The sequence below is a fragment of the uncultured Muriicola sp. genome, assembly GCF_947258935.1.
In the GTDB taxonomy this organism is placed as follows: domain Bacteria; phylum Bacteroidota; class Bacteroidia; order Flavobacteriales; family Flavobacteriaceae; genus Muriicola.
This window is the reverse complement of record NZ_CAMYKH010000056.1, coordinates 16,237-37,670: the sequence shown is the minus strand read 5'-3', so window position 1 is coordinate 37,670 and position 21,434 is coordinate 16,237. Positions and strand designations below refer to the sequence as shown.

Sequence of the window (21,434 nt, the reverse complement as noted above, 5' to 3'; positions counted from 1 at the left end):
ATTGTCGCAAAAAATTTAAGGGGAAGGTCCCTCGAGGACAAAATAAACGAACTTCTTCAATAATACCTTTAATTAAAATTGAAAAACCTTGATGCTTGCCCATCAGGGTTTTTTATTGTAATTACATACGTTTCAATTTAAAATCTATTCCGTACGTCTTCGAAGACTCCTGACACCGTAACATCATCGCCCATATCTACTTCCCCAAATATGTTCATTACGGAGTCTTCACCAATAAACTCAATTGTGGAGTCATCCTCAAGAATTAAATCTCCGTAAATCGTTATATTCCCTTCTATTCTGAAGGTTGCTCCTTTTTCTACTTTAATTTCTTTTTGCTTTTTATTACTTCCTACACTCATGGAACCATTTAATTCCAGAAGGGCATTTTCCTTTATATCTACGTCATTGCTTACAGTCCAGGAACCGCACAAAAGTAGTGACGCATCCTTTTCTAATTTAATGAAATTAAAGCTTTTGGCACCACTAAAGGCATAATCCTCACCTTCATTGATCACCAATTTCGCAGACCCACTGTATTCTGCTAAAGAAGAGCACTGGGCTTCCAAACTAAGGGATAATCTGTTCAACTATAGATCCGTCTAATTGTAACACTCCATAAGGTTCTGTTGTATTTCCTTCATCATCAGAAATTGAAAGTCCGGCACCTCCATTGGCCATTAAAACCATTTCCTTATTTATGGCTACCGCATTGGTTACAATATCGCCTATTGGTGCCTCATTCGGATCAATTAGGATTGGTATATACTGCAATAGTGATCCTGAATCAAAAGAGTAAACGCCGGCACCTTTGGAGCCTTCTGCTACAATGATCTTGTCTCCTATAAAATCTATAGACCTTTTTGTATACAACCCAAAATCTGTGTTTATTGCTATTTCTTTTTCGGCTTTAAGATTGTCATCTAAGACCCTAATCCCCAAACTAGCATCTAAAAGAGCCAATTTGTTATCGTCAAAAGCCAACGACCGAAGATCTGTAAATGCTACTTCTTTTTTTATGTCGAGGTCTTTTGTATCATATATGGTGATAGTCCCGTCTTTCCCGCTGGTTACATAAGCCTCATTCCCGTCAATGACAATATCTGTAGCATTGTCACCGGCCTGGAACCCGTAAATTACTCCTGCATTCGTATCCATGACCCCACTAAAAACAGGAATTTTGGTGATAAAAGAATTAGATAGGGCTGTAAAGCTGGAAGTAGCGTCCATTCCACCCACAGCATATAGGAATCCTTCTGAATATTGTAGTGAATTAATGTCTGCATTGGCGTATACCACCCTAGAAGTAACTATAGGATTGGTAGGATCCGATACATTAATAATATCTATTGCTCCCGAATACTCATCACCGGCAATATTATAGGCAACATAGGCATAGTCATCCTCCACAAATACATGGGCAGCCGTAAGGCCCGTTATTGGTCCGTAGGTAGGTGGATTGACCTGGGCGATCATTGTTAAGGGATAATTACCAGCTGGTTCTTCGGCGGCTTTAAATGCGCGTTTTCCGGTGGTGTAATTTTCATCAATAGAGATATCAATAACGCCAGCCTTATCAAAATTAATACTGCCCGCTAATTTAATAGCATCGTTTTCCTCGAAAATACTTGATTGTTGTTCGTCAATAAAGATAGTTGTCTCATCACTACAAGAAGTGACAAGAACTAAGACCATTAGAAATATTGGAAATATTCCTGTTTTCATAAGTAGGTATTTTAATAACGTAGTTTGGGCTCTACATTAACGACAAAAAAACATATAAAGTATGTCTCCTAAACAATTTATTAGATGAACTACATTTAACAAGGTATAAATCAATGATTACAGGGAATCAGGGGCTTTTGGGTAAATAAGAATTCCCTTACAATTTACCCAGTTTTTCCAGGATAAAAAGGATCACAATTGGCAGGGCAAGAAGAATAACCATTAGGGTGTCTGTGACAAACAGATCCGGTTTAAACAGCAGGGTAATAAAATACCCACCTATTGCCCCACCGAAATGCGCCGTATGTCCTATATTTCCCAGTCTTTTTTTCATCCCGTAAATAGAATACAGCATATACAAGATCCCCAGGACATAAGCCGGCAGGGGAATTGGGATAAACATGATACCCAGTTGCATATTGGGTTGAAGCAAAATCGCGGAATACAAGATGCCTGTTACTGCCCCACTGGCACCTACTGCACTGTAGAGGGGTTCTTTCTTATGAAAGAACAAAGCCAAAAGACTCCCGGCCAATAAGCTAACAAAATAGATAAGCAGGAATTTTGTGGGTCCAAACCAGCGTATGACCACATCTGCAAAGAAATAGAGCGTAAACATATTCAGAAAAAGATGCGATAGGTCTACGTGCAGAAAGCCTGAAGTAAGCATCCTGTCTTTCTGTCCGGCCTGGATTGCACCAATACCAAATTTATATCGTTCAAAGAACCCCTGATCATTAAATCCCTTAAGGGAGACCAGCACATTGGCTGCAATAATGGCCAACGTGGCCCAGTGTAAATTCATCAATTTTACGGTATGTTTGGGGCCAAATATAGCTATATTTGCCCATATTTTATATTGAATGCAACTACTTACCTATATTTTGGCCTACCCTTTTCTTTGGCTGATTTCTATCCTTCCACATCGCCTTTTTTACGGCTTTTCAGATTTTATGTTTTTCATGCTGTATTACGTTATTGGATATAGGAAAAAAGTGGTGCGCGACAATTTAGAATTAACCTTACCTGGAAAATCTGCCGAAGAATTGAATCAAATTCAGAAAGATTTTTACAAGCATTTTTGTGACATACTTCTCGAAATGGTAAAAACCATGCATCTCTCCAAAGAGGCTATAAAAAATAGGTTTCATGTGGAAAACATCGAACTAATTCAGGAAATTGAAAAGGAGAAAAGCATATTGATTGTCCTTTCACATTACGCCAATTGGGAATGGACTGTTAGTATAAACAATTACACAAAATCAAGAGGATTTGCTGTATATCAAAAAATTGGAAATGTCTATTTTGATCGGATGATTAAAAAATTTCGTTCAAAATTAAATACTACACCCATTGAAAAAAGGGAAACCTTTAAAACTATGATCCGGAATGAACAAGAAGGTATCACGGGCATATATGGGATGGTAAGCGATCAGTCGCCCATGGCAAGCAGAGCCCAGTACTGGAGCACCTTTATGGGGATTAAGGTGCCTGTTTTTAACGGAGCAGAGGTTCTTGCCCAAAAACTAGACCTGGCAGTAGTCTTCTTAAAGGTATCTAAGGTAAAAAGAGGTTATTACAGGGCCGAATTCATCCCTATAACGAGAAATGGAAAGAGCACAAAGGAGTTTGAGATCACGGAACAGTTTCTAAGACTTACAGAACAACAGATAAAGGAGCGTCCCGAACACTACCTATGGACCCACAGACGATGGAAACACAGAGACAAAGCCCCTGTAAAGTAATTATCCCTTTTTTGTGATCTCCTGTATTTCTGAAATAATCTTATCCGCCAATGCATCGGCTTCTTTTTGACTGGGAGCTTCCGTATAAACCCTGATTATGGGTTCGGTATTCGATTTCCTCAAGTGTACCCAGGTGCTGGCAAAATCTATTTTCACTCCATCAATAGTACTGGGATTCTCATGAGCATATGTAGCAGCCATCGTTGCCAGGATCTTATCTACATTTATACTTGGAGTGAGTTCAATTTTTTTCTTACTCATAAAATAGGAGGGGTAACTCTTACGCAACTCGCTTACCTTCCCTCCTCTTTCGGCCATTAACATTAGAAATAAGGCGGTTCCTACCAGAGCATCCCTACCGTAATGACTTTCAGGGTAGATGATACCTCCATTTCCTTCACCCCCAATAACGGCCTTAGAAGACTTCATCAATGCCACCACATTTACCTCTCCCACGGCTGCAGCGTTATATTTTCCACCATGTTTCTCAGTAATATCTCGCAATGCACGAGTAGATGAAAGGTTAGATACTGTATTGCCGGGCGTTTTGCCTAAAACATAGTCTGCACAGGCCACCAAGGTATATTCTTCCCCAAACATCTCCCCATCTTCACTAATAAATGCCAGCCGATCCACATCCGGATCCACTACGATACCAAAATGGGCTTTTTCTTTGACCACCAACTTGCAAATGTCTCCTAAATGTTCTTTCAGAGGTTCCGGGTTATGAGGGAAATGCCCTGTGGGATCACAGTATAATTTTATAACTTCTACTCCTAATTGATCAAGTAATTTGGGAATGGCAATTCCACCAGAAGAATTCACCCCATCTACAACTACCTTAAACTTTCCTTTCTTTATGGTCTCCGCATCTACTAAAGGAAGATCGAGGACTTCATCTATGTGAATATCTATATAAGAATCATTTTTCTTAATACTTCCCAAGGCATCAACCTCTGCAAAAGAAAAATCCTCTTTGTCTGCCAGTTTAAGGATAAGTGCTCCTTCTTCTGCATCTAAGAACTCGCCTTTATTGTTGAGCAATTTTAGCGCATTCCATTGTTTAGGATTATGGCTGGCAGTTAATATGATACCACCATCCGCATTCTCCAAAGGAACAGCAATTTCAACTGTTGGCGTGGTAGAGAGTCCAAGATCTACCACATCTATTCCCAGTCCAACAAGTGTTGAAACCACCAGACTCTGTATCATATCTCCTGATATTCGTGCATCTCTTCCAATGACCACTTTAAGTTGTTTTTTTGGATGCTGATTCTTTAAAAAGGTGCCATAAGCCGCAGCATATTTTACTGTATCTACCGGAGTTAAATTTTCATTGGGTGTTCCCCCAATGGTGCCGCGAATGCCAGAAATGGATTTTATTAGTGTCATAATGTTGGTAAAAGTTTTTGCAAATATACACGTATAGTGTCTTATGGTGAGGCCCTTCTTTGTAAATTCGGGCGATGAATTTTTTAGCTCATATTTATCTCTCTTTTGATGATGACGAGGTCAGCATTGGAAATTTTATTGCTGATAGTATACGTGGGAATCGATATACCCATTTTCCTGAGACCATTCAAAAAGGAATTTTGCTTCATAGAGCAATAGATACCTATACTGATGCACATCCTGTGCACAAAAAGAGCAGTAAACGCCTGCATATCAATCAAGGACATTATAGCAGGGTGGTGATAGATGTTTATTACGATCATTTTCTGGCAAAAAACTGGTTGAAGTATTCCGAGGAACCCCTGGAAACCTTTGTAGAGAGATTTTATGCCTTATTATCTGAATACTACGAGCTACTCCCGGAACCTACTAAAAAAATGATGCCTTATATGATCGGAGATAACTGGTTGTTGAACTATGCCCATATTAAAGGCATTGATAAAGTATTAAAAGGACTTTACCGGCGTACCGGCAAACGCAGTAACATGGATAAGGCCGTCCTCGACCTTCAGAAGCATTATGATCTTTTCGAATCAGAATTCCACAGTTTTTTTAAAGATTTAGTTATCTTTTCGCATCAGAAATACAAAGACCTGTAAAATCCTATTCCTTATACGTATGGTAACAAGAATAAAACAGATCACAATCTTAAGTCCTACTGCGCTATTCTTACTGGTATTGCTTGTCTTTAATAGTGTTCAATGCAGGAGAGCTCCTGCAGCACCCACCGGACTTATTACAGACAAGGCCATGGTGGTTTCCGCACGGGAAGAGGCTTCTGCAATAGGAGTAGCTGTTCTAGAAAAAGGAGGAAATGCTTTCGATGCTATGGTAGCTACAGAGCTTGCCTTGGCAGTTGCCTATCCTTTCGCGGGAAATTTAGGAGGTGGAGGTTTTATGGTCTATAGAAAAGCTAATGGAGACGTAGGATCTCTGGATTATCGCGAGAAAGCACCCTTATCAGCCACTAAGGATATGTATCTGGACTCACTGGGAAATGTAATTCCCGGGATGAGTACGGTAGGAGCTACTGCTGTAGGAGTTCCTGGTACTATAGCAGGTGTTTTTGAAGTACATGCAAAGATGGGAAGTTTGCCAATGAATGAGATCCTGAAACCCGTTATAGAATTTGCGGAAAAGGGTGCGGTTGTTACCGAAAACCAGGCAGCTAGATGGGACCATTACCGAGATCAAATTTTAGAAGTTAATGGGGAAGAAACCCTTTTTTATACCACATGCAGAGCAGGCGACACTTTGCATTTTCCCAACCTTGCCAGGACCCTTAAAAGGATAATGGAAAATGGTAGAGATGAGTTTTACAATGGCGAAACTGCCAAAAAACTGGCTTCATTTATTCAGGAAAAAGGAGGTTTTGTAACAGAGGAGGATCTTGCCAAATACGAAGCAGTATGGCGACAACCGGTAATATTTAAATATAAGGACCTGCGGATCATCAGTATGAGTCCACCCAGTAGCGGGGGCGTTACCATCAATCAGATTTTTAAAATGATTGAACCACATGATATAGGTGACTTTGATCATAATTCCCCTGAAGCCATTCAGCTTTTAACGGAGGCATTCAGGCGCGCATATGCAGATCGAAATTACTATTTGGGCGATCCAGATTTTGTAGATATTCCATTAGATTTTCTTCTAAACGATCGTTATCTCAGCAAACGTATGGAGACCTTTTCTTTTGAACAGGCCACTAAGTCTGAAGATGTTTCACACGGAACTGTTGAGATCATTGAAAGCGCAGAGACTACACATTACTCCATTGTAGATGCCGAAGGGAATGCTGTGTCGGCAACAACTACCTTAAACGGCGCATATGGTTCCAAATTATATTGTGATGAACTAGGCTTCTTTCTGAATAACGAAATGGATGATTTTAGTGCCAAACCTGGGGTTCCCAACATGTTTGGCCTTATTGGAGCGGAAGCCAATAGCATTGCCCCTGAAAAACGAATGCTGAGCAGCATGACACCCACCATCGTTGAAAAGGATGGTGCACTTTGGCTAGTGGTTGGAACTCCCGGGGGGTCTACTATCATTACTGCTGTTGCTCAAACAATTCTCAACGCTTATGAATTTAATCTGAGTATGCAACAATCCGTAGAGGCACCCAGATTTCATCATCAGTGGCTCCCTGATTTTATCATTTTTGAACCGGATGGGTTTCCCGAAAGCACCAAGGAAGCATTGAAGGCAAAAGGCTATTTGATTAATGAAGGAAGAACGCCGGTAATTGGTAAGGTTGATGCCATCAGGGTCCTGGCCGATGGCCGACTGGAAGGAGGTGCCGATCCAAGGGGCGATGATAAGGCAGTGGGCTATTAAAACTGTGAGAGTCTTTATAATTTTTTCTTTAAAAATGATCTAAATGCAAGGTTGGTTAAATCGAATTATTGGAGTCTTTATTCTGCTGATACTTATAATTCTTGGCTTAAAACTTTTGTATTACAATGATCCGGTTCCTACAGGTGAGCATCCTGAAAAAGCAGATATATTGGCCCATAAAATGTTAGATGCAATTAACCACGAAGCCTATAAAAATACACGGTATCTTTCCTGGTCCTATCGACGTGGGAAACATCAGTATCGATGGGATAAGGCTATGGGCAAGGCAAGAGTTGAATGGGGTGAAAATATTGTTTTGGTAAATTTAAATGATCCTGACAAGAGCATAATTAAAGCCCCAGATAAAAGTATCACAGAACCTGAGAGACGGGAGCTAATAAAACAAGCGGTCTCTTATTTTAACAATGATTCTTTCTGGTTAGTTGCGCCATTTAAGGTTTTTGATAAAGGCACAAAAAGAAGCTTGGTTCCGCAAGAAGATGGGAGCAATCGCCTTTTGGTAACTTATACTTCAGGGGGAGACACCCCTGGCGACTCTTATCTCTGGGAACTGAATGAAACAGGACTCCCGGTAAGTTTTAGAATGTGGGTTCAAATAGTTCCTTTAAATGGCTTTGAGGCAAGTTGGGAGGGTTGGCATAAAACAGAAAGTGGTGCCTTGTTGCCTCAATCCCATAAAGTAGGCCCTTTTACACTAGATCTTGGTACAGTGCGAGCATGGTGACCTTGAAGTTACTAGGCTTTCAATTGTTTTTTTAGATCTTCCATGGATTCCTGAAGCTGTCTCAACAAACCATTTTCTGTAGTTGCATCAACCCCAAAAGTGATCTTACTGCTCACCTGCCATAATTCCTGGATCTGATATGGTTCTATTTGATAGGGAGGATAGTTTTCGTTCAATGAGATCAGCATAAGCTGCTGTGCATTTGGCGGACGCTCAATTTTTTTGACCATCACAGAATCTTGTAATACTACCACGTAGATCTTATTCGGATTCACATCTTTTATATCTTCAACAGCCTTGGCTAAAACCCATTCTCCGGGTTTTAGATTGGGAAGCATACTGTCTCCTTCTACCTGAAACCCCCTATATGTAGCATTTCTAAACTCCGGAATGGGAAGATCAAAGGCCGGTAATTGACGATACCAGGTAGTATCCTGGATGTTCTGTGGGTAACCGGCTGCGGCTTTGGCATTTACCAGCACCATATTCTCGTTATCTGAACTGTCTACGGTGACTACTTTTGGAATTACACTGGTATTTGAAGACTCCAGATACTGTTGCTCACTTTCACCAAAAAGCCATAATGGATTGATCTTAAATTGTTTTAACAACTCAGAAACTACTTTGCCCGATAGCTTTGTACGTCCTCTTTCAATATCTGCTGTAGTACTGGATACTCCTAATAAGGCCGCAAATTCTGCCTGCGTATAACCCAATCCACGGCGAATATCAATGAAACGTTTAATAGTTAATTCGTTTTCCATAATTCTTTTTGTAAATAAGTAAAAAAGTGTTCTTCCTTTCAAAGATACATAATTTGGAATATATCCAAAATTATAATAGGAATATTTCCATATTATGGAATATATCCATATATTTGGAATATATACATAACCCTTTGGAAACTGAATTAAACATAATGGCATTATGAAACATATAAAGGATACCTTATTTTATGATGGAAGTTTTAATGGATTTCTTACGTTACTTTATGAAGTTCAAGCAAGAAACCTTACCCTAGAGAGCATTCAAAAAACCCAAGATCAACAAGAGGTGCTATTTATAGACTGTATTTCGCATTCCTTAGTGAGGAACAGAATATTGAATGGAAATTATTTCAATTCCACCAGCAACTTACAGGAAATGTAGGTTTAGAAAATAAAGGGATGTCGGTCACCAATAATTTGCATATAGAACAACTAGCAAACTTAGTAGAAAAGGAAAAATGGACCATTGAGCGGAAGTTATTCATAGATCACACGGGAGATAGTATTTCTATCAATACTATTCAACCCAAGTTTAATGTTCTTCCGCTGATCTCTAAGTTCTTTAGAACCCGCTATAAAGAACAGGAATGGGTGATTTATGATTCCAAAAGGAGTTACGGTTTACATCATAGGAATGGTGCCATGGCTTTTACAACCTTACCCCCGGATCAGTTAGAACCATTTTTCTCAGAAAATTATTCTGGAGCATCTTCCCTTGATCGTCCTGAAAAGATGGACACGCCAGAGCAGCATTCTTTAAGAAAAAGCGACCGGAAATCGCGCCATATTCAGGCAGTGGCTTAAAGAAATCAATTCTAAATGTCATCGTCTCTACTTGTTATGGCAATAAACGTTTTAATCGTGTTTAAAGGAATTTGTCATTCATCTATTTAATTTTGAATTAACAATACACAAGTGACACCAACTTCTTTTTTATAGCTCAAAACAGTACCTTTGCCACTTTGCCTTATTGCATGACAAAATTTGATGAACATATTGAGGTCAAAGGAGCGCGGGTCCATAATCTAAAGAACATAGATGTCAGCATTCCCAGAGAAAAATTGGTAGTGATTACCGGGCTTTCTGGTAGTGGAAAATCTTCCCTGGCCTTTGATACCATATACGCTGAAGGACAGAGACGCTACATTGAGACATTTTCAGCCTATGCGCGACAGTTTTTAGGAGGTCTGGAACGGCCGGATGTTGACAAGATCGACGGTCTCTCACCGGTCATAGCCATAGAACAAAAAACCACCTCCAAATCGCCTCGTTCTACCGTTGGAACCGTAACCGAGGTATACGATTTTCTTAGACTGCTATTTGCCAGGGCAGCCGATGCCTATAGTTATAATACCGGTGAAAAAATGGTGAGCTATTCTGATGAACAGATCAAAGAACTCATTAAATCTAGCTATAGGGGACAGCGTGTCAATGTACTGGCTCCTGTTGTTAAATCAAGAAAAGGACATTATCGGGAGCTTTTTGAACAAATTGCCAAACAGGGCTTTGTAAAAGTAAGGGTAGATGGCGAATTAAGGGATATCCAAAAAGGGATGAAGGTAGATCGTTACAAGATGCACGACATTGAGATTGTCATAGATCGTTTAGCGGTAACAGAAAATGAAGAGTTGGATAAACGCCTTTCGGAAACTATTAATACAGCCATGTATAGCGGGAATGATGTAATGATGGTACTGGCAGAAGGTGAAACAGAAGCCCGTTATTTCAGCAGGGATCTTATGTGTCCCACTACCGGTATCTCCTACCCTACTCCAGAACCCAATACCTTCTCCTTTAATTCTCCGAAAGGGATGTGTAATGAGTGCAATGGTCTCGGACATATCTTCGAAGTAAACGAAGACAAGATCTTTCCAAATAAGAAATTATCAATTACAGCAGGGGGAATTGCCCCATTAGGTGAATACAAGAAATCATGGGCGTTTAAACAGTTAGAGACTATTGCAAAACGCTACGATTTTGAATTATCGGATCCTATGGAACAGATCCCTGAAGATGCAATGCATCTTATTCTCTATGGTGGGGAAGATAGTTTTGTGTTAGATTCTAAAACCCTTGGCGTAAAAAGGGACTACAAAATAGACTATGAGGGCATAGCAAATTTTATAAAGAATCAAATTAAAGGGGCAGATTCTACCTCCATTAAGCGCTGGGCCAAGGAATATATGGATAAGATCCAATGTCCGGAGTGTAAAGGATCCAGACTTAAGAAGGCCTCATTGAATTTTAAAATTGGAGAAAAGAATATCGCCGAACTGGCAGCCATGGATGTTGTTGAGTTGGCAGTATTTTTTAAAGGGCTTGATGCGACATTGGAAGGAAATCAAAAAATAATAGCAACCGATATTATCAAGGAAATTAATAGTAGGATCCAGTTTTTGTTGGATGTAGGCTTAAATTACCTTTCTTTAAACAGAAGTTCTAAATCCTTATCCGGAGGAGAAGCACAACGGATTAGACTGGCTACACAGATAGGATCTCAATTGGTTGGGGTACTATATATTCTGGATGAGCCAAGCATAGGACTTCACCAGCGAGATAATAACCGTTTGATAAAGTCTTTGGAAGCATTAAGAGATCTGGGAAATTCGATCATTGTTGTAGAACATGATAAAGAGATGATAGAAAGCGCGGATCATGTCATAGACATGGGACCTCTGGCCGGAAAACACGGAGGGGAGATCATCTCAGAAGGAGCTCCTGGCGAACTAAAACAACACCACACTCTCACTGCTGACTACATGACCAGGGTCAAAGAAATTCCCATTCCCAAAAAAAGGCGTAAAGGCAATGGCAAACAAATTCTTCTTGAGGGATGCACAGGAAATAATCTAAAGAACATTACTGCTCATTTTCCGTTGGGAAAAATGATAGGTGTAACCGGTGTTTCCGGAAGCGGTAAATCAACATTGGTAAATGAGACCCTCTACCCTATTATGAATGCGTATTACTTCAATGGAGTAAAAAAACCAATGCCATACAAGAAGATCAGTGGGTTAGAGCATGCAGACAAGGTTATTGATATTAACCAATCGCCTATAGGAAGAACTCCAAGATCTAATCCGGCGACATATACCGGTTTGTTCAGTGAGGTCAGGGCCTTGTTTACAAAAACACCTGAAGCAGCCATCCGAGGTTATAAACCGGGTAGGTTTAGTTTCAATGTGAAAGGCGGCAGATGTGAAACCTGTCAAGGTGGTGGTCTGCGGGTGATTGAAATGAATTTTCTTCCCGATGTTACAGGAAGCTCAAAACCATACAAGATGTAGGTCTGGGTTATATTTATTTGGTGCAACAATCAAATACCTTATCCGGAGGTGAAGCACAACGGGTGAAACTTGCTACAGAATTATCTAAACGAGATACAGGGAATACTTTTTATATCTTGGATGAACCCACCACCGGACTTCATTTTGAAGACATCCGTGTATTGATGGAAGTGTTGAACAGATTAGTGGATAAAGGAAATACCATATTGATCATAGAACACAATATGGATGTTATAAAAATGGTAGATCATATTATTGATATCGGATATGAAGGAGGTAAAGGTGGCGGAATGATCGTTGCAGAAGGTTCTCCGGAAGAAGTGGCTTTAAACGAAAAAAGCTATACAGCACAATTCTTAAAAAAAGAATTAAACCTCGCGATGAGCCTTTGATAATTGTTTTACCGACTTTTATAATGGATCAATAAATTATTCGTTTTACAGTTTACAGTTTAACAAGATGAGAAAAGAAAAACACCACAAAGGATGGAATGAAATAAAAACCAATGACTCCTGGGCCATTTTTAAGATTATGGGCGAGTTTGTCATGGGTTTTGAGAAGATGAGCGTCATAGGCCCATGTGTAACCATATTTGGATCGGCGAGGACCAAACCAGGCGACCATTATTATGATCTAGCAGTATCTATGGCCAAAAGCGTTTCGGAGGCAGGCTACGGAATTATCACAGGTGGTGGTCCTGGTATCATGGAAGCGGGGAATAGAGGTGCACATTTAGCAGGAGGTACTTCCGTTGGTCTCAATATTGACCTACCCTTTGAACAGCATGACAATCCGTATATAGATATAGATAAGAGTCTGGATTTTGATTACTTTTTTGTCCGCAAGGTTATGTTCGTCAAATACTCGCAAGGATTTGTAGTGATGCCAGGCGGGTTTGGCACTTTAGACGAATTATTTGAAGCCATTACGCTAATTCAAACAAATAAGATCGGGAAATTTCCCATCATCCTTGTGGGCACTCAATTCTGGAGTGGCCTAATGGATTGGATCCAAAATACCATGTTGGTTGCTGGTAATATTAGCCCGGAAGATCTTCACCTTATTAAATTAGCAGATACTGCAGAAGAAGTGGTAGATATCATTGACGCCTTCTACAAAGGACATGCCCTGAGCCCAAACTTTTAAAATCAATATGGTGCCAAGAAATGCTGCTGTCCTATTGAAATATTTAGTCCTGTTTTTTCTATCAGGGCATTTTCAGGCAATTGCGCAACATACGAATATGCTAAAAGCTACCTTGGAGGCAGAGACAAGGGAAATAAATATACAGCAAGAGTTCACTTATCAGAATAGTTCTCAGGATACACTTCATGAATTATACTTCAATGACTGGACCCATGCGTATTCTGACAAAAAAACAGCCTTGGCAAAACGCTTCGCTGAGGACTTTAAAAAAAGTTTGCACCTGGCAAAACCTGAAGAGCGTGGATCAACCCAGATCTTCGGGATGGCCGATTTTGAGTTTAGGGCCCTTTCGTGGAAGCGCACTAGAGAAAAGGACCTAATCAGGATCCAACTAAATAGTCCGCTACCTCCGGGAGAATCTTTAAAAATGTATTTTACCTACACCATTAATTTACCTCCAAACAGGTATACCCCCTATGGCTATGATTCTAAGGGCGATTATTACCTGAAGGACTGGTATCTAAGTCCGGCCGTATATGATGGTACCTGGCAATTGTATTCCAACAAGAATTTAGAAGATCTTTATACCGGTAGTACAAATACCAATATTAATTTCACTTTTCCAGACTCACTCTATCTGGGCACCAATTTTAATGAAGTAAATATCACTCAATACCCCACTAAGCAAGTTGCAAGTTTAAAAGGGGAAAATCGCAAAAGTTGTGACATCATCCTTAATACCAGAAATAGGTTTGTAAAGCATGTCACTCCTTATCTAATTGTAGTTACCGATATTCAATCTGGTAAATACGATGAGATCTCACAGGGGATTTCAATCAACAGAATTACACAGTTCATTCATGAGAATCTTGGAGATTTTCCTTATGAACAACTATTGGTCAGCGAGATCGACTTTAACAAGAACCCCTTATATGGATTAAACCAATTGCCTTCTTTTATACGGCCCTATCAGGAACAATTTCAATTCGAAATGAAGTTCCTTAAAACAGCTCTGATAAGTTATTTAAGAGAAACACTTTTTTTAAACCCCCGTAAAGAACAATGGGTCTCGGATGCCATTGTAAACTACCTTATGATCAATTTTGTAGACACTTACTACCGGGATCAAAAACTATTAGGCAAGTTATCTTCCATTTGGGGAGTTCGAAATTTTAATATAGCACAAATGCCATTTAATGATCAGTATCCTTTTTTGTACATGCTAACTGCAAGAAAGAATCTTGATCAACGTTTAACTACCCCCAATGACTCCCTTATTAAATTCAATCAAAAGATAGCCAATAACTATAAGGCGGGCTTAGGTCTGTCTTATCTTGCGGCCTATACAAGTCCTGAAGAAATAAATAAGAGTATTAAGGAATTTTACAACACTTATAAACTCCAGTCTGTTACTCCTAAAGATTTTGAAAATACAGTAGTTTCTAATGTTTCACAGAATGTAAGCTGGTTCTTTGACACCTATGTGAATACTGATAAGCGGATTGATTTTAAAATCAAAAAGGTGGTTAAGACAGAAGATAGCCTTCAAGTGATCCTAAAGAACAAGACGGGAACCAATGTACCTATTTCATTGTTTGGACTACGTAAAGATTCTGTGATCTCCAGGTATTGGTTTTCAGATATAACGGTATTAGATACAGTGCCAATTCCCAATAATATGGAGGACCGACTTGTATTGAATTACGATCAGAAAATCCCTGAATTCAATCAACGGGATAACTGGAAATCTTTGATCGGATTTTTCTCAAGTAACAAAAAATTAAAATTGCAATTCCTGAAAGATGCTGAGAACCCTTATTACAATCAGATCTTCTATATGCCCGTAGCCGGTTTTAATGTATATGACGGTATCTCCCCTGGACTTAGATTAACCAATAAAACTTTTTTAGAAAAACCTTTTGTGGTTGTTCTTGCTCCTTCCTTTGCGTTAAAAGAAAGGGCGCTTGTAGGTTCTGGAGGAATAAACTATCGTAAATACCTTCAGAAAAGTGGCCTTTATGTGGTGAATTTCAGTCTAAATGCTTCCAGCTTTCATTTTCAAACTAATTCGCGTTACAGCACAATAACACCATCAATAGGATTCGGATGGCGACCAGATGATCTAATTTCCAATGAGCGTAAGTCGCTCGTATTTCGTTATGTAAATGTACTTCGGGATATAGACCCGTCCTTAGATATTGAGACCGATCCGGATTATAGTGTATTCAATGCCAGATACAACCATTACAACAACGGGATCATAAATTATTTTTCATGGTTTGCCGATGCTCAGTATTCTGCCAATTTTACCAAACTGGCTTTTAATCTGGAGTATAGGAAACTCTTTGATAATAACACGCAGTTAAACCTTCGCTTTTTCGCCGGAAAATTTATACGCAATGAGACTAATTCCGATTTCTTTAGTTTCGCTTTGGACAGACCAACTGATTACTTATTCGATTACAATTACCTAGGACGTTCTGAAGAATCTGGGATCACTAGTCAGCAGATAATTATAGCGGAAGGTGGCTTTAAGTCTCAGTTAGAAAATCCCTTTGCCAACGATTGGATCGTCACAACAAACGCAAGTATTAATCTTTGGAGGTGGATAGAACTTTATGGAGATCTTGGTTATGTAAAGAACAAAGGTATTGATCCTCGATTTGTATATGATTCTGGTATTAGATTAAACCTGGTTACAGATTATTTTGAATTGTACCTCCCACTCTATTCTAACAAGGGTTGGGAAATTGCCCAGCCCGACTATGACGAAAAAATTAGATTCGTTGTTACCATAAGCCCTAAAACACTTATTGGGTTGTTTACCAGGAAATGGTTCTAACAGTTATATAATTCCTAATTTTTACCCTGTTTTTACAACTTATTATTAAATTTTAAATAAATATTATCTATTTATTGACAAATTGTTAGTGAATATAAGTACTAACACATTGTAAAAATCCTCATTTTTTGATATTTTCGTACAAACTAATGGTGCATGAATCCTAATCTACAGACCAGTGAGGATATTTCCTTCGATGAATTTCGAAAACAGATCCTTCATGATTATGAAATAGCGGTCATGAGCAGGGAATGTAGTGTGTTGGGAAGGCGTGAAGTACTTACTGGAAAAGCTAAGTTTGGTATTTTTGGAGATGGTAAGGAAGTACCTCAATTAGCAATGGCCAGGTCTTTTAAGGATGGTGATTTTAGAAGTGGTTACTACCGAGACCAAACTTTTATGATGGCTTTGGGTTATCTAACACCTAAAGCTTTCTTCCATGGCTTATATGCCACCATTGATTTAGAAAAGGAACCTATGAGTGCCGGCAGGCAGATGGGTGGCCATTTTGGAACTTTTAGCCTTCATGAAGATGGAACCTGGAAAGATCTTACCCAACAGAAGAACAGTAGTCCGGATATCTCCCCTACTGCTGGGCAAATGCCTCGTTTATTGGGTTTGGCACAAGCTTCTAAGATCTATCGTAATGTAAAGGGGATCAACTCTGAAAACTTTTCAGACAACGGTAACGAGGTTGCATGGGGAACTATTGGCAATGCGAGTACAAGTGAAGGCCACTTTTTTGAGACCATTAATGCCGCCGGGGTTTTACAAGTACCTATGATCGTTAGCGTTTGGGATGATGCCTATGGAATATCAGTACCTTCTAAATACCAAACCACTAAAGAAAATATTTCTGAAATTTTAAAAGGATTTCAGCGAAACGAAGAAGAAAAGGGCTACGAGATATTAAAAGTGAAAGGGTGGGATTATACTGCGCTGATTCACGCTTATGAAAATGCCTCAGATATTGCCAGGGAAGAACATGTTCCTGTCTTAATCCATGTAACTGAACTTACGCAGCCTCAGGGTCACAGTACATCCGGATCTCATGAACGCTACAAAAGTGAAAAGCGATTGGCCTGGGAAAAAGAGCACGACTGTAATAAACGGTTCAAAGAATGGATCCTATCCAACAAAATTGCTGCAGAAGAAGAGTTAACGGCCCTGGAGAAGAAAATAAAGATTGAGATCAGAATGGCGCGCAAAGACGCCTGGTACGAATTCCTGCAACCTCACAAGGAATCCAAGAAAGAAGTAGTTCATTTACTCGAAGCTGCAGCACAAAGCAGTCCAAATAAAGCCTTTATTACCAAAATAAAGAATGATCTAATTGCCATAGAAGAGCCCTTGAAAAAAGATCTTGCATCAAACGCAAGGAAGGCAATGAGGTATCTGTTAGGTGAACAATCAGGTGAAAAACAGGCTTTATCTCAATGGATAGATGACTATATTGTTAAAATGCAACCTCATTTTAGCTCGCACCTTCATAGCGAACTACCCTCCAAGGCTACCAACGTAAAGGAAATAAAGGCACAATATGCAGACCAGGCCGAGATGGTTGATGGTCGCATTATTCTTCGGGATAATTTTGATAAGCTTTTCAGTATGTATCCTGAGGTTTTGATCTTTGGGGAAGATAGTGGTGCCATTGGAGATGTTAATCAGGGATTAGAGGGCTTGCAAAAAAAATACGGGGAACTTCGTGTCTCGGACACTGGCATACGCGAAACTACCATAATTGGTCAGGGGATTGGTCTTGCCCTGAGAGGTCTTAGACCAATTGCCGAAATCCAATATCTGGATTATGTAATGTATTGCCTGCAAACACTTAGTGATGACCTCGCCACTTTATTATACAGATCAGTTGGCAAACAAAAAGCCCCATTGATTGTACGAACTCGTGGACATCGCCTGGAGGGTATCTGGCATTCCGGATCTCAAATGGGAGGAATTGTTCATTTGCTGCGAGGTATGTACGTTCTGGTTCCAAGGAATATGACCAAGGCTGCAGGGTTCTACAATACATTATTAAAGAGTGATGAACCTGCGTTGGTCATTGAAAGTTTAAATGGATACCGACTTAAAGAACCCATACCATCTAATCTTGGGGAACTTTGTACTCCAATTGGCGTTGTTGAAACAGTAAAAGAGGGAACAGATATCACAGTTGTATCTTACGGCTCTACATTGAGAATTGTTATGGAAGTGGCCCAGGAATTGAAGGAAGTTGGGATCAATATTGAAGTCATAGACGCCCAGTCACTGCTCCCTTTCGATCAGAATCATGATGTTTTAAAAAGCGTAAAAAAAACAAACAGATTACTTATAGTGGATGAGGATGTTCCCGGGGGATGTGCAGCTTATCTAATGCAGGAGATCATAGAAAAACAAGGTGCTTATCAATATCTGGATAGTGCCCCACAAACACTAAGTGCAAAAGCCCATAGACCAGCATATGCTACAGATGGGGATTATTTCTCCAAGCCAAATGCGGAAGATATCTTTGAAAAGGCATATAGTATAATGCATGAGGTGAATCCTTCAGACTATCCAAAATTAAGGTAAGTAGACAGTGTTCTATATTAATATTTCCTTATAGATCCTAACCTCAACATTATTACTACTTCTCATTAGGTAATTTTAACTTTCCTTTTATGTCTATTTGAAAATTTCTATGTTTAATGGTCTAAATAGAAGTCCTGTATGAGGATAGAAACCATCCTGGAGAAAAAATACAATCTTACCCTCACTTCCATAGCTCCCCTGGAAGGCTATGAAAGCATTAATTATAAAGTGCTCTCCAAAGAAGGAACTTTTGTCCTAAAACAATATGATAACAAGCCAAAGACCATAAAAGAAATTATCGCCGAAGATGATGTAGTATCCCACTTACAAAAATTAGAACCGTACCACTTCCCTCATAGGATCTCAACAAAAGAAGGGAACCCCTATTTTAGAACCAATGATCATCTTTACCGTCTATTGACCTTTATAGAAGGGGAATTTTTGGGTGAAGTATCGCATACCCCTGCCCTACTGTCTTCTCTTGGCATGTTCCTTGGACATATAGATAATAGGTTACTACAGGAAGATGTTGAAATATTGAAGGCAAAAGAAATTGTATGGGACCTAACACACTTTAGAAAGAATTATCAATATCGCACCTCTATCACTGATGCTAGAGATCGAAACCTTGTGGAGTACTTTTTTTTACAATTCGAAGAGCATATAAGGCCGATAATGTATGATCTTAGACAAAGTCTTATTCACAATGATGCAAATGATTGGAACATCTTAACGGATGGTAAAAAAGTGACTGGAATTATTGACTTTGGGGATATGTGTCATTCCTGGTTAATTGCTGAAGTAGCTATTGCGATGACCTATGTGATGATGAATAAGGAAGAACCTCTGAAATTTGGAATAGAGGTTTTGAAAGGCTACCACAAAGAACTTCCCCTTACGGCTCTTGAATGCGATTGTCTCTATTATCTTATTGCAGCCAGGCTGTGTATTAGCGTATGTAATTCGGCCTACGCAAAGGATCAAAAATCAAATTCATCTTATATTACCATCAGTGAAAAAGGTGCCTGGGACCTATTGTATAAATTGATCTCAATAAATCCTGTTAAGGCAAGAAATGAATTTCGTACAGCTTGTTCCTATCCCCGATCTTTTCCGTCCGTCAATACCGCACTTTTAAAGAACAGAGAGAAGCATTTTGGAAAAATTCTTTCTTTAAGTTATACCGATCCTATCCATATGGAAGGTGCGGCATTTCAATATATGTATGATGCAGAAGGAAATACATTTTTAGATGCCTATAATAACATCATGCTGGCGGGTCACTGCCATCCTTTGGTTGTTAAAGCGGGACAACAGGCAATGGCACAACTGAACACCAATACCAGGTATTTATATGATTCATTAGAAGAATACAGCACAGCTCTTTTAGAGAAATTTCCCCCTTCCCTGAACAAAGTGATTTTTGTAAACTCGGGAAGCGAGGCTAGTGACCTGGCCATAAGGATGGCAAAATATCATTCTCGAAAAAAGAAGATCATGGTGATGGAGCACGGATATCACGGGCATACCAATACAGGGATAAATATTAGTGCCTATAAATATCAAGCCACAGGAGGTATAGGGCAACAAACGGATACTATAGAAACCCCACTACCAAAGGTATTTGGTTCAAAATGGACTGATGATGGAAGTGCGGGTGCTGAGTTCTCCAAAAGAACAATAATGCAGATAGCAGAAAACAACGGCGATATTGCTGCTTTCATAGCAGAACCTATTGTGGGTTGTGGTGGTCAAGTCCCATTGGCGAAAGGATATCTTAAGGCTGTTTATCCAAAGATAAGAGAGCAGGGCGGACTTTGTATAAGCGATGAAGTACAGGTTGGATTTGGAAGATTGGGCGATGTTTTCTGGGGATATGAGTTATATGGTGTTATTCCGGATATTGTGATCATTGGAAAACCTATGGGTAATGGTCATCCTATGGGAGCGGTCATTACCACAGAAGAAGTAATGAGATCTTTTGAGAAAGGTCCAGAATTCTTTAGTTCTTTTGGTGGAAATCCGGTGTCTTGTGCCATTGGGCTTTCGGTACTACATGTAATTGAAGAAGAGGGTTTAATGGAACATGCCAAAAGAACCGGGAATTACCTTATGGATCAACTGCGTAACCTTCAAAAAACACATTCGGTTATTGGAGATGTAAGAGGACATGGCTTATTCCTTGGAATGGAGTTAAATGGTTTAAATGGACAACCTCTTACTGAATTAGCGTTCCTCCTCATAAATAATTTACGGGAACATCATATTTTAGTAAGTACAGATGGCCCCCACGAAAATGTGATCAAAATAAAACCTCCCCTTTCGTTTAATAAGGATAATTGTGATGAACTAGTTTCAAAAATAGGCACTATTCTTACCGAAAATGTTGATTTTCTATAAAAAAACTTTACATTTATTTTACATAACCCCAGATGTACAATGAAAAACAGTCTCCAAATTAACCTCGGCCTGGCCTTTTTAAGAGTAAGTTCTGCAGCATTAATTATGACGCATGGCATACCAAAATTTCAAAAACTACTATCGGGAGATTTAGAATTTGGTGATCCGTTGGGTATTGGTGGCGCTCCTTCTCTCTTCCTGGCAATTATAGGTGAGTTTATATGTCCTATATTGGTGATCATCGGCTTTAAAACACGTTGGGCAGCCGTCCCTACTGCAATTACTATGGCGGTAGCCGCCTTTATTGTTCATAGTTCGGACCCCTTTGGGGTAAAGGAAAAAGCGTTGCTTTTTTTGGTCCTATTTATAACGATCATATTCTTAGGTCCGGGTAAATACAGCATTGACAAAAAGTAG

16 protein-coding genes and 1 pseudogene are annotated in these 21,434 nt (G+C 39.5%); 12 read left to right on the top strand and 5 right to left on the bottom strand.

Features of this window, described 5'->3' with window-relative positions; genetic code table 11:
- Window positions 1-137: 137 nt before the first annotated feature.
- The 3 genes from Q0X72_RS10160 to Q0X72_RS10150 form a co-directional block, all read right to left on the bottom strand.
- Window positions 138-590 carry a hypothetical protein gene (locus tag Q0X72_RS10160; RefSeq protein WP_297764829.1) on the bottom strand — a complete coding sequence of 151 codons (453 nt, stop codon included), beginning with the start codon at window positions 588-590 and terminating at the stop codon, window positions 138-140.
- Window positions 571-1,725 carry a hypothetical protein gene (locus Q0X72_RS10155; RefSeq protein ID WP_297764826.1) on the bottom strand — a complete coding sequence of 385 codons (1,155 nt, stop codon included), beginning with the start codon at window positions 1,723-1,725 and terminating at the stop codon, window positions 571-573. Before Q0X72_RS10155 ends, Q0X72_RS10160 begins: the two co-directional genes overlap by 20 nt.
- A 157-nt stretch (window positions 1,726-1,882) precedes the next feature.
- Entirely contained in the window at window positions 1,883-2,530 is a 648-nt protein-coding gene (locus tag Q0X72_RS10150) for a rhomboid family intramembrane serine protease (protein ID WP_297764823.1), read from the bottom strand.
- Between the two features lie 58 nt (window positions 2,531-2,588).
- Here Q0X72_RS10150 and Q0X72_RS10145 point away from each other — a divergent pair, with 58 nt between their 5' ends.
- Window positions 2,589-3,470, top strand: a complete 882-nt coding sequence (locus tag Q0X72_RS10145) for a lysophospholipid acyltransferase family protein (protein ID WP_297764820.1) — start codon at window positions 2,589-2,591, stop codon at window positions 3,468-3,470.
- On the opposite strand, the gene glmM is transcribed toward Q0X72_RS10145, so the two are convergent.
- Window positions 3,471-4,862 (bottom strand): phosphoglucosamine mutase, encoded by a 1,392-nt coding sequence (gene glmM, locus Q0X72_RS10140; RefSeq protein WP_297764818.1) that lies wholly within the window; start codon window positions 4,860-4,862, stop codon window positions 3,471-3,473.
- A 74-nt stretch (window positions 4,863-4,936) separates the two neighbouring features.
- On the opposite strand from glmM, the gene Q0X72_RS10135 reads away from it, so the two are divergent.
- Genes Q0X72_RS10135 through Q0X72_RS10125 form a run of 3 tightly spaced genes read left to right on the top strand, consistent with a single transcriptional unit; the run spans window position 4,937 to window position 8,007 of the window.
- Window positions 4,937-5,521, top strand: a complete 585-nt coding sequence (locus tag Q0X72_RS10135; RefSeq protein WP_297764815.1) for an acyl carrier protein phosphodiesterase — start codon at window positions 4,937-4,939, stop codon at window positions 5,519-5,521.
- 19 nt (window positions 5,522-5,540) lie between these two features.
- The gene (gene ggt, locus Q0X72_RS10130; RefSeq protein WP_297764812.1) at window positions 5,541-7,262 is read left to right on the top strand and encodes a gamma-glutamyltransferase; all 1,722 of its coding nucleotides are present in this window, start codon (window positions 5,541-5,543) and stop codon (window positions 7,260-7,262) included.
- A gap of 43 nt (window positions 7,263-7,305) precedes the next feature.
- Complete coding sequence (locus Q0X72_RS10125) at window positions 7,306-8,007, top strand: hypothetical protein (RefSeq protein WP_297764808.1); 702 nt, start codon at window positions 7,306-7,308, stop codon at window positions 8,005-8,007.
- A gap of 11 nt (window positions 8,008-8,018) precedes the next feature.
- Here Q0X72_RS10125 and Q0X72_RS10120 read toward each other — a convergent pair whose 3' ends face one another.
- On the bottom strand, window positions 8,019-8,771 hold the full coding sequence (locus tag Q0X72_RS10120) for a LexA family transcriptional regulator (RefSeq protein ID WP_297764807.1): 753 nt from the start codon (window positions 8,769-8,771) through the stop codon (window positions 8,019-8,021).
- A 163-nt stretch (window positions 8,772-8,934) separates the two neighbouring features.
- On the opposite strand from Q0X72_RS10120, the gene Q0X72_RS10115 reads away from it, so the two are divergent.
- From Q0X72_RS10115 to Q0X72_RS10080, 8 genes and pseudogenes are all read left to right on the top strand, one after another.
- A complete protein-coding gene (locus tag Q0X72_RS10115) occupies window positions 8,935-9,156 on the top strand; it encodes a hypothetical protein (RefSeq protein WP_297764805.1) in 222 nt (73 codons plus the stop codon).
- 17 nt (window positions 9,157-9,173) lie between these two features.
- On the top strand, window positions 9,174-9,578 hold the full coding sequence (locus Q0X72_RS10110) for a DUF4130 domain-containing protein (protein ID WP_297764803.1): 405 nt from the start codon (window positions 9,174-9,176) through the stop codon (window positions 9,576-9,578).
- Between the two features lie 170 nt (window positions 9,579-9,748).
- Window positions 9,749-12,453, top strand: a pseudogene (uvrA, locus tag Q0X72_RS10105) (excinuclease ABC subunit UvrA).
- A gap of 67 nt (window positions 12,454-12,520) precedes the next feature.
- Window positions 12,521-13,207, top strand: a complete 687-nt coding sequence (locus Q0X72_RS10100) for a TIGR00730 family Rossman fold protein (protein ID WP_297764801.1) — start codon at window positions 12,521-12,523, stop codon at window positions 13,205-13,207.
- Window positions 13,208-13,304: 97 nt separating this feature from the next.
- A complete protein-coding gene (locus Q0X72_RS10095; RefSeq protein WP_297764799.1) occupies window positions 13,305-16,049 on the top strand; it encodes a metalloprotease in 2,745 nt (914 codons plus the stop codon).
- Window positions 16,050-16,205: 156 nt separating this feature from the next.
- Complete coding sequence (locus Q0X72_RS10090) at window positions 16,206-18,617, top strand: thiamine pyrophosphate-dependent enzyme (protein ID WP_297764796.1); 2,412 nt, start codon at window positions 16,206-16,208, stop codon at window positions 18,615-18,617.
- Window positions 18,618-18,755: 138 nt separating this feature from the next.
- Window positions 18,756-21,017, top strand: coding sequence for an aminotransferase class III-fold pyridoxal phosphate-dependent enzyme (locus Q0X72_RS10085; protein WP_297764795.1), 2,262 nt, complete (start codon window positions 18,756-18,758; stop codon window positions 21,015-21,017).
- Window positions 21,018-21,056: 39 nt separating this feature from the next.
- The gene (locus Q0X72_RS10080) at window positions 21,057-21,434 is read left to right on the top strand and encodes a DoxX family protein (RefSeq protein WP_297764794.1); all 378 of its coding nucleotides are present in this window, start codon (window positions 21,057-21,059) and stop codon (window positions 21,432-21,434) included.